The organism is Desulfobacter sp. (assembly GCA_028768525.1).
Taxonomy (GTDB): Bacteria; Desulfobacterota; Desulfobacteria; order Desulfobacterales; family Desulfobacteraceae; genus Desulfobacter.
The window spans coordinates 371,427-384,408 of record CP054837.1 but is presented as its reverse complement, the minus strand read 5'-3'; the positions used below and the strand labels follow the sequence as shown (position 1 = coordinate 384,408).

The 12,982-nt window shown below is 53.2% G+C and carries 10 protein-coding genes; 6 read left to right on the top strand and 4 right to left on the bottom strand.

Annotated elements, in window-relative coordinates; genetic code table 11:
• Positions 1–20 precede the first annotated feature (20 nt).
• The gene (locus HUN04_01540) at positions 21–1,067 is read left to right on the top strand and encodes an ABC transporter permease subunit (protein ID WDP88493.1); all 1,047 of its coding nucleotides are present in this window, start codon (positions 21–23) and stop codon (positions 1,065–1,067) included.
• Between the two features lie 15 nt (positions 1,068–1,082).
• On the top strand, positions 1,083–1,814 hold the full coding sequence (locus HUN04_01535) for a hypothetical protein (GenBank protein WDP88492.1): 732 nt from the start codon (positions 1,083–1,085) through the stop codon (positions 1,812–1,814).
• 23 nt (positions 1,815–1,837) lie between these two features.
• Here HUN04_01535 and HUN04_01530 read toward each other — a convergent pair whose 3' ends face one another.
• On the bottom strand, positions 1,838–3,163 hold the full coding sequence (locus HUN04_01530) for a hypothetical protein (GenBank protein ID WDP88491.1): 1,326 nt from the start codon (positions 3,161–3,163) through the stop codon (positions 1,838–1,840).
• 253 nt (positions 3,164–3,416) lie between these two features.
• On the opposite strand from HUN04_01530, the gene HUN04_01525 reads away from it, so the two are divergent.
• The 3 genes from HUN04_01525 to HUN04_01515 all read left to right on the top strand — a co-directional run bounded on the left by HUN04_01525 (position 3,417) and on the right by HUN04_01515 (position 8,912).
• A complete protein-coding gene (locus HUN04_01525; GenBank protein ID WDP88490.1) occupies positions 3,417–5,264 on the top strand; it encodes a sigma 54-interacting transcriptional regulator in 1,848 nt (615 codons plus the stop codon).
• 604 nt (positions 5,265–5,868) lie between these two features.
• Complete coding sequence (locus HUN04_01520) at positions 5,869–7,755, top strand: Cache 3/Cache 2 fusion domain-containing protein (GenBank protein WDP88489.1); 1,887 nt, start codon at positions 5,869–5,871, stop codon at positions 7,753–7,755.
• A 158-nt stretch (positions 7,756–7,913) separates the two neighbouring features.
• Positions 7,914–8,912 (top strand): MBL fold metallo-hydrolase, encoded by a 999-nt coding sequence (locus tag HUN04_01515; protein ID WDP88488.1) that lies wholly within the window; start codon positions 7,914–7,916, stop codon positions 8,910–8,912.
• Positions 8,913–9,007: 95 nt separating this feature from the next.
• Here HUN04_01515 and HUN04_01510 read toward each other — a convergent pair whose 3' ends face one another.
• From HUN04_01510 to HUN04_01500, 3 genes are all read right to left on the bottom strand, one after another.
• A complete protein-coding gene (locus HUN04_01510; protein WDP88487.1) occupies positions 9,008–9,718 on the bottom strand; it encodes a response regulator in 711 nt (236 codons plus the stop codon).
• Between the two features lie 2 nt (positions 9,719–9,720).
• On the bottom strand, positions 9,721–11,145 hold the full coding sequence (locus HUN04_01505) for a HAMP domain-containing protein (GenBank protein WDP88486.1): 1,425 nt from the start codon (positions 11,143–11,145) through the stop codon (positions 9,721–9,723).
• A gap of 149 nt (positions 11,146–11,294) precedes the next feature.
• Positions 11,295–11,717 (bottom strand): hypothetical protein, encoded by a 423-nt coding sequence (locus tag HUN04_01500; GenBank protein ID WDP93125.1) that lies wholly within the window; start codon positions 11,715–11,717, stop codon positions 11,295–11,297.
• A gap of 656 nt (positions 11,718–12,373) precedes the next feature.
• On the opposite strand from HUN04_01500, the gene HUN04_01495 reads away from it, so the two are divergent.
• Positions 12,374–12,982, top strand: coding sequence for an isoprenylcysteine carboxylmethyltransferase family protein (locus HUN04_01495; GenBank protein ID WDP88485.1), 609 nt, complete (start codon positions 12,374–12,376; stop codon positions 12,980–12,982).

Sequence of the window (12,982 nt, the reverse complement as noted above, 5' to 3'; positions counted from 1 at the left end):
TAAACAGGGAAGGGCAAACCATGGCATTTTTCAATCCGGTCACCCTCCAGAAGCTCAGGCGTTTTCGTTCCATTTCCCGGGGATTCTGGTCTTTTGTCATTATTACGGCCATGATTCTTATCTCCTTTTTTGCTGAGGGGTTTATCAACTCCAGGGCCCTGGTGGTTTCCTTTCAGGGCAAGTGGTATTTTCCCACCTACGGGGAGATGATTCCGGGCAATACCTTCGGCCTGGACTATGCCTATGAGACCAATTACCGTGAGCTTAGGCAGAAAATGGAAAAAGAAGGCGCGGACGGCTTCGTGCTTATGCCGCCGGTGCCCTACAACCCCTATGAAAACGACCTTCGCCTCAACGAGTATCCGCCTTTTCCGCCCTCATTTGAACAGCGTCATTTCCTGGGCACGGACAATGTGGGCAGGGATATCCTGGCCCGGCTGGTCTACGGATTTCGGACAGCCATCCTTTTTTCATTTACCCTGCTCATCCTCAACTATACCATCGGCATTTTCATTGGCTGCTCCATGGGGTATTTCGGGGGCAAGTTTGATCTGTTTTTCCAGCGGGTGATCGAGATCTGGAGCAATATCCCCTTTTTGTACGTGATTATCATTATTTCATCCATTGTGGTGCCAAGTTTCATGATCCTCATCCTCATCATGGCATTTTTCGGCTGGATCGGCATTACCTGGGTGATGCGTACCATGACATACAAGGAAAAGGAGAGAGAGTATATCCTGGCGGTCAGGTCCCTGGGGGCCTCCCATTTCAGGATCATTTTCAGGCATATCATTCCCAACACCATTTCCGTCATCGTGACCTATGCCCCCTTTGCCATATCAGGGGGGATCGTTTCTTTGACATCCCTGGACTACCTTGGGTTCGGCCTGCCCGCCCCGACCCCGTCCTGGGGGGAGCTGCTCTCCCAGGGCTGGCAGAATATGGAGGCCTGGTGGATCTCGGCCTCCGTGGTCGGCGCCCTTGTTATCACCCTTATGACCGTGACCTTCACAGGCGAGGGGATCCGGGAGGCTTTTGATCCCAAAAAACACACTATTTATGAGTAGCGCTGTCCAAATAAAATGAATTCTCAATCCATCCCATTTTGCGACCGGGTACTGATTCCCTTTTCAATGCCGGCGGTTACCCTGGTGCTCATCTGCCTGTTCTTCACCAATAATCTGCTGCTGGCACCGGTGCTGGCGATGATTTTCATCGCCGGTCTTATCCATAGGAAAAGCCGTTTTAAGTCCGCCCTGGGATTATTTGCCCTTATTTTCGGTACCTGGGGAGAGTACATCTGCTGTAAATATGCGCTGTGGATATATGCCAATCCGACGGTGTTGGGGCTTCCGGGCTGGCTCCCCTTTGTCTGGCCCATACTATTGGTGAACATGTGGGAAATCAGTGAATACCTCACCCAAAGGGCCATGGATATGCCTGGATTCTTAAAGGCTTCAGCGCTGGTGGGCGCTTTGGCGGTGATCGGGGGATATGTCGGTGTCACCGTATATCTGCTGCAGAATATTGTGATTGCAGTGATTTGCGGTTTTGGAATGATGGCCCTGGTCCTGGCCCGCAGGCCGGTGAACCTGGTGCTGTTTGTGGTTGTCGGGGCCGCCGGCACCTTTGGGGAATTTGTCTGTGTGCTCAACCATGTCTGGTATTACACCAATCCCACCCTAAAGGGCCTTGGGATGCCCGTATCCCTGCCCCTGGCCTGGGGGGTCTCAGCTAATTTTGTCTGGTGCATGGCAACCCTTGCCGGAAAATTCAGGTCAGCGGTCAATGGCGGCCTAAAGGCGGCGCCCTGAAAAAAGTTACAGGGTAGACGAATTCAGGCCTGATCCCGTCCGGGGGCTGCCTGGGCACGGCTTTCGGCTGCCAGATCGCCGAGCGCTTTTGCTGCGGCCAGGAGCATCAGGAGCAGGGCGGTTGCAAGGCCGGTCCGGTACACCCCCTGGGAGAAAAATACATCCAGAATTTCCTTGCCGAAAAGCTCAGGATGCCAGCCCACAAGGACGGCTGACCGCAGAAACATGGCCATCAGAAGAAAAAAGCCTGCCAGGGTAATGGGGAGGGGCCCGGGGCGGCCCCCGGGCTCCGGCAGCAGCCATCCGCCAAGATGATATGACACCAGCTGCGGCGGCATAGGTGCATCCCGGACAAAAAGTTCCCGGGCCATGGCCCTTAGCCGGAGCACCTGGTTCAGGCGGAAACTGAGGGTCAAAACCAGTGCCGACAGGATAAAAGGGAAGAGCCGGATCAGATCTTTTAATTCCAATGGAATGGGGCCGAAAGTGGATTCCAGGGGGCTGATCCGCTGGGACAATCCTTCCAGCTCTTTTCTGATCTGTTCCAGTTCCCGGTTCATTATTTTAAGCTGCCCGGACCGGACGGCCAGGTGTTTTTTGCTTTGATTCAATATCCTGTCCACCTCGGTCTCAATGGGGGAAAATACCCGGTTCAGTTCCTGCCTGAACCCTGCCGCCACCTCCCGTTTGCCCCCTGTTCCGCCATAGCTGTGCCAGAAGCCAGGATCTATTTTTTGTATGTGCTTGTTCAGCGCCTGTACCGCTTCCCCGGCCAGGGGGGCAAGCCGGTCAGCGCCTGATATTCCGGTATCCGCGGCCAGCAGCCTTAAAGGCGCCGCAGCAGAGCGGTCCAGGTCTTCCATGAGCCGGTTGAACCAGTCGTCAATGTACCAGAGCACCGCAGGGGAAAATTCCTTAATCCGGCCTGGGATGGGGATGGCCGGCCCGGATTGTGCCCGGTCCAGGGGCTGGCTGAGGGATTGCTGCTGAGGGGTGGGGGAGGGACCGCCTGCTTGTCTTACGGCAAGCGTCTCCCGGATTCGGGAAAGGTCCCGGCGGAGGCGGTCGGGGAATTCATTGATCCGTTCACGTATGGCAGTGAGTTCTTTGTTTACCTTGTTCTTTGTCTGTCTCAGGCGGGTCTCTTTTTCAAGGGAATGTTTAATGGCTGTTCTGCTCTCTTTTTGGGAGCGGTTGAGGCCGGCTTCCCTTTGTTTTAAGGATACATAGGGCTCGACAACATAAAACTGCGCCCCAAGGGCGAGGGCAAGGCCGATAATAAAAAGGCGGTGAAGTTTTTTTTTCGCCAATCGGAAATCGTCAATGAGCAGTCCGGCTGTCTTATCCATTTGCATACTCCAGATTTGTATTCCTGGTCTGGCAGCCCCGGCCGGGGAACGATAAGGCTGAAAATTTTGATGGGCCGCCGTCTTAAACGAAAATGCCTATCCTCAAGGTAACAGAAAAATATGGGGATCTAAAGTCAAAACAAGATCCCGGAGCATTTGATAAATCACTGGTTTTGAAGTATGGTTGGTATTATCCTCTCCGGCAGCCTTGGCCGGAAATAAATACAGCGATTTAAAAAACGGCGGGAAAACCATGGAAGACAGAGCGATATTTGCCGGGCTTGAGAAGCGGATTCTCGAACTGGAAAAAATAGCCATGGAAGACCAGGGGAAGATCCATGCCCTGGAAGAGGCCAACCGTATCCTTGAAGGCGTATTAAACGGCATACCCGATGTGATCGGGATACAAAATCCTGACCAGACCATGATCCGATATAACCGGGCCGGATATGATGCGTTGGGAAAAACTGAAAAAGAGATCGTGGGTATGCCTTGTTATTCTTTGATCGGACGGACTGCGCCCTGTAAGGACTGCGCCACCCTGCTTGCCCTGAAAAGCAAAAAGATCGAAACCGTTGAACGGTTTATACCTGAACTGGGCCGCCACCTCATCTGCCGGTCCAACCCCATACTGGATGCCTCGGGCGGGGTGACCCATATTGTCGAACAGATCCGGGATATCACGGAGCGAAAGCTTCTCGAAAAGGAAAAGGACGACCTCATCGGCCAGCTCAAGGCCGCTGTGGAAAAATTGACCAGCCGGGCGCTTTACAAAATGCTGGCCGATATCATTCAAGAAGGGGTGATTGTGGGATACGACCATGAAATCGTCTATGCCAATCCTGCAGCGCTTCATATCCTTAAGATGGAAACGGAAACACTCTACCGTATGGGGCCGGGGGATATAATCCATGGTGACCACAAAAAGACCTACCGCAGGATTGTCGAGCGGTTGGAAAAAGGGGCCGGCCATGAAGACATGGAAATCTGCTGCCGTGACGGCAGGGGCAGCAGGATATGGACGGAGGCCCGGTTCAGGCCCGTTGAATTGAAAAAGAAAAAAGGCCTGTTGATTACCCTGAGGGATATTACCCTGCAGCGGGAAAAGCGGCGCCTTGAACGGAAAAAGGCCCTGCGCCTGAAAAAGGAAAACCGGTTGCTGCATTCCCGGCATATGCACCCTTACGGCCTGGCCCACCTGGTGGGGACCAGCGAAAGGATGCAGCGGGTGTATGAAAAAATGATCGGGGCCGTCCCCATTGACGAGAATGTCATCATCTACGGGGAGTCCGGCACCGGCAAGGAGCTTGTCGCCCGGTCCATCCATGATCTCAGCGAGAGGAAAAAGGGGCCGTTTATCACCGTGAACTGCGGGGCCATTCCGGAGAATCTGGCAGAAAGCGAGTTCTTCGGCCATGAAAAGGGGGCGTTCACCGGTGCGGAGATGGCTAAGATCGGCCTTTTCCAAAGTGCCCACAAGGGCACCCTTTTTCTGGATGAAATCGGCGAGATACCGTTGAAACTGCAGGTGAAACTGCTGCGGGTCATAGAGGGATACGGCTTTACTCCTGTGGGAGGCACCGGCAGCAAACAAGCTGATGTGCGTATCATCGCCGCCACCAACCGCGACCTTAAGACCATGGTGGCAGCGGGAAAGATCCGGGAGGATTTTTATTACAGGATCCATATTATCCCCATCCACCTGCCCCCTCTCAGGGAACGCAAAGAGGATATCCCGCTGTTGGTCTATCATTTTACCCGGAAGATGGACATGCCGGAGCATCGGCGGCGGATTCCCGATGAGGCCATTGAAAAATTCATGACCCATGAGTGGCCGGGAAATATCAGGGAACTGCAGAATACAATTTCCAGGTACCTGGCATTTGACCAGGTTGAGTTCGCGGGGACCACTGCCGTGCCTGGCGCTGGAAATGATACCGCTGCCGGGGAGACAAATTTAAACGCCATGCTCAATGCCTATGAGCGCAGAATTATCACAACCGAGCTTTCCCGGACCCAGGGCAATAAATCGCAGGCTGCCAAGGCCCTGGGGATAGACCGCCGTTCCCTTCACAGAAAAATCTCACGCCTTGGGCTGTAATGGGTGTGACCCATTGCCCCACCCCGGGACAATGGGTCACAATGCCTTTCTCAGGCGGCCCCGGCCTTTCTTTATCCCCGGAGACGGCCTTGGGCCGGGACAATTTGTCCCGGCCCAAGGCCGTTGCTGTATTTTATATCTTTTTTTCAGTTGTTCTTTTTTTTCCAATAAATCAATGGCTTGTATGGTTTTGGGTCTTTCTGGACTGAAACCTGGCATTTAAATTGCTCTGAATATCATATTTTAAGCTTTAAAAACCAGGCGTTAGTGTGATAACCATGAATCCTAAAATGTTCGCAGGAATTGGAAAAAGGTAACCATGATCTAATAAACCGCGAACATACATCGGTTAAGCAGGATAAATCGGAGACGTCCATGCGACCCTGACCACCCCGGCCGCTGGGCGTCTGCTGTTTTTGAACAGATTTGCCGCAAGTTCCCGTGATACGGCGAAAATTAAGGGCGTAACTTCGAAGGTCCGAATTCCATACCGGGATAAGCTGGCAGTCTATAATTCAGGAGATTTTTTAGGCTCTGCCCGGTGACGGCAGAGCCGGCGTCAAATACCCAAAACTACTTAAGTAAGGAACAGGGAAAACTAAAAATGAAACTCAGTTTAAAGAAGAAATTTCTGATTCCCACTATTTCAGCGGCGGTCACGTGTCTGGCAGTCATTTCAGTGGTATCTTATTCAAAGTCAAGTGCCGCTCTGGAACATATGACCGGTGAGCAGGTCAAATATGTATCTTCCTCGGTTTCCAAACATGTATCCAGCTGGATTGATGAACGGAAAAACGATATCCGTAATTTTGCACAGGAAGAGATTTTCAAAACCGCATTCTTATCTCCGGAAGGGAGTGCCGCCGTGAACGTGGCAAATCTAAGGCTGGCAAATATCACCGGTGCCAGCGGGCTTTTTGAATCCATCGCCCTGGCCGGGACCGATGGAAACATCATTGCCTCTTCAGCGAAAAACGACATTGGAAAGATGAATGTGTCTAACAGGGGATATTTCCAGGCCGCCATGGCAGGCAATATCGCCATCTCCGATGTAATAAAAAGCAAGTCCTCGGGCAACCCGGTATTTGTCATTGCGTCTCCGGTCAACCAGAATAACAGGATTAAAGGCATCCTTTTGAGCGTCATTGAAATGAATGCCTTTGCCCGGGAATTCATTGATACTGAAAAAGTCGGAGAAACCGGGTATGTCTATGTGATGAATAAAGACGGCAAGGTAATTGCCTATCCGGATAAATCCAAAATACTGAATCTGGATTTGAGCCGGTATGAATTCGGCAGGAAAATGCTGGGCATGGGAACCGGCCTCATAAAATATACGTTCCAGGATGTTGATAAAGTCGTCGCCTTTGCCCAGGAACGGAAAACGGGATGGATCATTGCATCAACGGCCAATAACGAGGAATTGTTCAAACCCATTTACCAGATCCGGAATATCAGCGCCGTGATTTCCTTCACCGGCATCGCCCTGATTTCAGTGCTGCTTTTTTTAATTACCCGGTCCATTGTCAACCCCATCAACCGGATTATTTCCGGGCTGGAAGACGGGGCATGCCAGGTGGCCTCTGCCGCCGGCCAGATATCTTCATCCAGCCAGGCCCTTGCAGAGGGCGCTTCCCAGCAGGCGGCCGCCATAGAAGAGACCTCTTCTTCAATAGACGAAATGGCCGCCATGACCAACCGGAATGCCGATAACTCACAGCATGCCGATACATTGATGAAGACTGCCAACCAGGTGGTTGCCGAAGCCAATACCTCCATGACCCGGTTGTCCAGCTCCATGGCTGATATTTCAAAGGCCAGCGAAGAAACCTCAAAAATCATCAAAACCATAGATGAAATTGCCTTCCAGACCAACCTGCTGGCCCTGAATGCGGCGGTTGAAGCGGCACGGGCCGGGGATGCCGGCGCCGGGTTTGCCGTCGTTGCCGATGAAGTCCGTAGCCTGGCCCTGCGTGCGGCCGATGCGGCCAAGGACACTGAAATCCTTATTGAAGGGGTGGTAAAAAAAGTGGGCCAGGGCAGTGAACTGGTGGCCACCACCAATGCCGCCTTTGAAAAAGTGGCGGAAAATTCCGATAAGGTGGGTGAACTGCTCGGGGAAATTTCCGAAGCATCCAAAGAACAGGCTGAGGGCATCGGTCAGGTCAACATCTCAATCAGCGAAATGGACAAGGTGGTCCAGCACAATGCCGCCAATGCAGAGGAGTCCGCATCCGCCTCCGAGGAGATGAATGCCCAGGCTGAACAGCTCCGGGGATTTGTGGGTGATCTGGTCGCTCTGGTCTCCGGGAAAGAGGTTGATTCTGCGCCCCTGTCCCTTTCCCAGCAGAAAAGACCGGCCATACCCTACCAGGCCCAGGACGGCTCCAGGAGTGCCGGCAGCAGGAAGCGCCTGGCGCTCACTAAAAATGAAGTCCGGCCGGAGCAGGTCATCCCCCTGGATGGGGAGGACGGGTTCCGGGATTTCTAATCTAGGGGGTTAAACCATCGGAGCCGGACGCTTTGTCCGGCTCCAAAAGGCCTTCAGGCCGCCGCCATGGACCGGACCGCAAAAGAAGATTTCTTTTGGGTCTGAATTCTGATATCTCAATTTCATCAGGTTCTTTTCCAAACAGATAAGGAGGCAGGATGAAATACAGAATTTCTCCCATGTGGTGGCCGGCCCTGGCCGTTGCCAGTCCGCTGCTGGTCTTGATGCTCATAATGAAATCCAGGCGGTTCAGCCAAAACATTGAACATGCCCGAACCGCCAACCGCCAATTGATGTCCCAGGCCCTTCCACTGGCCCTTCCAGAGCTGGATTACCTGGAGATGACCATTCTGGTGGAACACCGCCATAGAGCGGGGTTCGGTCATGCCCCGGGCGTCAGTTATTTTCTGGAAACCGATCAGGGCAGCCTCCTTTTTGACCTGGGTTACGGCGATGAGGATCCGGCCCTGGAACAAAATATTGAGAAAACCGGCGTGGATCTGTCAATGGCCGAGGCCCTGGTCATCTCCCACCTTCATCCCGACCATATGGGGGGATTCACCCCCTTCAAGCAGAACCGCATTCCCCTGCCTTCAGGATGCCGGCCCCTGAAGGGGCGCCCCTGTTATGTGCCCGATGTAACCGCATCCGACGACTTTGATATCTGCCGGATGGATAAACCGGGCCTGCTGCCCGCAGGAATGGCCACCACCGGCCCTTTGGCCAGAAGCCTTTTTCTCATGGGCCCCACCCTGGAGCAGGCTTTGCTGGCAAGGATCAAAGGAAAGGGGCTGGTTGTTATCACCGGCTGCGGCCATCCAACCATAGAGACCATCCTTGAAATGGCCCGTCATTTGACCGATGAGCCGGTGTATGCAGTGGTGGGCGGGCTTCATCTTCCCGTAACAGAGAGCCCCCTGAAAAAGCCGGGCCTTCAGGTGCAGATGATCTGGGGGACGGGCAAGCCCCCCTGGCAGCGGATTTCGGACCAGGATGTTGACCGGGCCGTGGCCGCCCTGAATCGGGCCGGGACAAAGGAGATCTATCTTTCTTCCCACGATATCTGCGATTATGCCATCGCCCGCCTGGACCGGGAGACCGACGGTAGGCTCACCTGCCTTGAAGCGGGCAACGCCTACCGGATCATGGGGGAGTAGCCCCGGGATAGACAACAGGGGGCACGGCGGGGCCGCTCAAAGGGGCGGCGTCATTATCGCGGCCGGGTTATAAATACGGATCTGGAAATGGATGTCTACGGCCGGCAGTTCGGGTTGAATTTATACCCCACACCGTAAACGGAAAGAATGACCTTGGCCCGGGGAAGGGCAGAGGCAAGCTTTTTCCTCAGGTTTTTTATGTGGGTATCAATGGTTCTCTTGTACTCTCCGGATTCATACCCCTGGACGGATTTTATCAGCTCTTCCCGTGAGCAGACCCGGCCCGGGGCTTTCATCAACAGGTTTAAGATGCCGTATTCGTTGCGGGTCAGGGGCAGGGTGTGTTCGTTAATCCTGATTTCCCGTGACGCATGCCGGAGGTGAATGCCGCCGACACTGGTTTCTTCAGGCTCCGGCGCACTGCCGCTTCGGCGCAGGACGGTTTTTGCCCTGGCCACCACCTCTCTGGGGCTGAAGGGCTTGCAGATATAATCGTCCGCCCCCAACTCCAGGCCCAGAAGGATATCGGCCTCCTCAATTTTGGCGGTGACCATGATAATGGGAATCTCCCATTGGGTCCTCAGCTTTTTGCACAGGGTGATACCGTCCATACCCGGGAGCATGATGTCCAGAATGATAAGATCCGGAGGCGCTTCCCGTACCAGGGCGGGCACCAAATCACCCCGTCCGAGCACCACCGGGAGAAAGCCGCTGGCGGTGAAGTATTCCGACAGCAATGCTGCGATTTTTTTTTCATCTTCAACAATGAGGATGGTCTGTTTTTTATTTCTTTCTGGTGTCGGCATAATCAGGATACGGGCAGCCGGATGGTCAGCCTCAGCCCGCCTTTTTCGTTGATGTCGGCGCAGATATCCCCGCCGTGTCCCCTGGCCACGGCCATACAGATGGCAAGACCCAGGCCCGATCCCCTTCCTGAAACCCTGTTCCCTGATCTTGAAGGGTCCACCCGGTAGAGGCGGTCAAATATTTTATCCAGGCTTTCATGGGGAACACCGGGGCCTGTATCTTCTATTACGAGGTTCAGGGTGTCCCCGTCAAGCCTGTCCTGCACGCGGACGGTTCCCGGCCGCCGGGTATAGTGGATATTGTTTTCAATGATATTGGAGAACAATTGTTTGAGCTTTATCCCGTCTCCTTCAATGACAATATCCTTGTGGCGGAGGGTGATTTCCGGCGTGAGCCGGGCCGATTGAAGCCGGTTGTCAAAGGTTTGCATTACGGATGCAAGGATCCCCACCGGCATTATCGGCTTGCGTTGCATGCCCAGTGTGCCGGCTTCTGCCATGGAGAGGCGGTGAAGGTCGTTTACGATGGTTTCCAGGTACACCACCTCGGAATGGAGGGAATTCATATTCACAGGATCGGGTTCCCTTATCCCGTCCTGCAGGGCTTCGATTTCCCCTTTCAGCACGGATAAGGGGGTTCTCAGTTCGTGGGAAATATCCGTCATCCACTGTTTCCGCAATGATTCGTACCGTTCAAGGGTGAGGGCCATGCGGTTGAAATCCGATGCCAGCAGCCCCAGTTCGTCCTTGGTTTTTACCTTGATCCGCGTATTGAATTTAAACCGGGTCAGGGCACGGGTGCCCCGGGCCAGTTGTTCCACCGGGGAAAGAATCTGCCTGGACAGCACATAGGCCACAATGCCGGCAAGTATGAATAAAATGGCCCCGATAATATACAGCGTCTCAAGTTTTTCTTTCAGGGGCGGGCCAAGGCGGCCGGGCGGCCGGTCCATCTTCCTGAACCCGATGAAGCCGACAACGGTTTCATCCACCAGGATGGGTTTATAGTTCAGGCCGCCCATATCTGCTGGCGGCGGTGGGCCGGCAACCCGGGTCCGTCCCAGGTCAAAAAGCGTCACCCGGATATGGGGGCGGAAAGGGGGCTTGGGCGGCCGGGACGGCAGGGGGGGAGGCCCGGGAGAACCCTGGGGCGGCGGTTGTTCAAGAATGGGATCAAGGCCGTGGAGCGCCTGCCTGACCAGACGGTTAAAGGCGCGGGGATCCTTTTGAAACCGCTGCCAACTGCCCTTTTCCCGAAAGTCCTCAGCCAGTATATGGGAAAGGACGGTGAACATTTCCCTTTCGGTCTTCTCCTCCATCTCCTTAAAATAACGCCCAGCCGTGAATTTCATGGCCCCGAACACCGAAACAATTAGGATAAAGGAGACCAAAAGGTAAACCAAAAATATTTTGTGGAATAATTTCATATGGCGTAATCATGTAATATTCCGCCGGAAAAATATCAAGTCTCTAGGCCAATCCACAACATTTCTTCATAATTGCGAACGGGCAAGGAGGGGGAACGGCTCACTGCCGCTCCCCCGGTTCGGTGGAGATGGAATACTGCTGGGGCGGGTTAAGCAACAATTTCAAGGAATTCGTTCAGATTGCTGCCGGTGTATTGGCCGTCGGTATAATCGGTCATGAATGTTTCCATGGCCTGCTGGTAGGCTGCAAGTGCATCCTGCTGGGTGGTTGACAAACTGGCCATGGTGGGTTGGAAACCGGCCATTTCGTCCTGCTTCTCGGAGATGGCTGCTTCCAATTCTTCCATTGAGATCTCGCCGTCACCGTCGGTATCCAAACTTGAAAATACGTCTTCTGGCAGGGCAGACTCATCACTGCTGATGGTGCCGCTGTCGTCTGTATCCTCTGCCTCAAAAATGGAGGCGGCATCGGGCGGTTCCATGCCTGATCCCATCCCAGGCCCCATGCCGGGACCGGAACCGTTCATGGGGCCGGCCCCCATCCCGCCCATGGGGGGCGGACCCTGTCCCATCCCACCGCCGGTTATCATGGACGGCATGGCGGTGAGCATTTCTTCCAGTTCTTCAGAGGATAGCTGGTCGTCCGAATCCGTGTCTGCAGATGCAAACATCTCTTCGGTCAGGCGGGTTTCGTCAATGGTGAGAAAGCCGTCCTCGTTGGTATCTTCCTCTTCCATGATGGTGGCCGCGTCAAAGTTCGAACTGGCCTGGCTTGCTGCCAGGCCTGCCGATCCCTGGTAGATGGCGGAATAAAAAGATCGTCCCATTCCCTGAATGTTCATTTTGTACTCCTTTTTTAAAGGGTTACCCAGGGCAATTATGGCGGAATGCCCCGGAAAAGCATTGATTGCCATTGGCGCCCTTCTTTGATCACCGGGGGTGAAACGGCAGATTTCGCCGGCTGGGCATACAAACTGATCATCCTTGATGGGGTTATGGTATCAGCGCCCTTTAAAAATGCAAGCCGGTAAGGAATTCTACATATTTTCTCCATAATTGGGGGGAAAGCCCTTGCCGGTTATTGCCCGCCGGCCAGGGGCTGATGAGTCTTTCTCTCTTCATGGTTTCTTCATCATCACTGCTATAAGATACTGGCTGATCTGCAGCAGGGAAAGAACCTTGAGATTGCAGGAACGAAAGATATTCACAACTAGGAGTAAATTGCAAAATGGCTTTACACGTGGAAAAACACAGGATACTGATTTCGAGAATAGCGGCATTTATCGTTTTGTTTTTTGTGGTGACCAGTAAAAGCCGCTGGGAAACGGAAAATGAAATATTGACCTTTGTATTGTTTGTTGTCGGTATTTTTTTGGTTGGGATTGCCTCCTTGGGCCGGATGTGGTGTTCCCTTTACATCGCCGGGTACAAAGATGAACAATTGATTACCCAGGGGCCCTATTCTCTGTGTAGAAATCCCCTTTATTTTTTCAGCATGCTCGGTGTTATGGGCATTGGGTTTTGCACGGAAACCCTGACATTCCCCTTTCTTTTTGCCCTCTTATTTTCGGGCTATTATCCTTTTGTGATAAAAAGTGAAGAAAAAAGACTTAAATCGATTTTCGGATATGCCTTTGAACAATACACCCGGAAAATACCCGCTTTTTTCCCCAGGATGTCATCATTTGAAGAACCTGAAGCCTATCAGGTAAATCCCCTGGTTTATCGGATTCATATTTTCAGTGCCCTGTGGTTTGTATGGATAGCAGGGATTATTGAAGTCATAGAAGGACTGAGGGAAATCGGAGTCTTTAATGCGCTATGGCGATTTTATTAA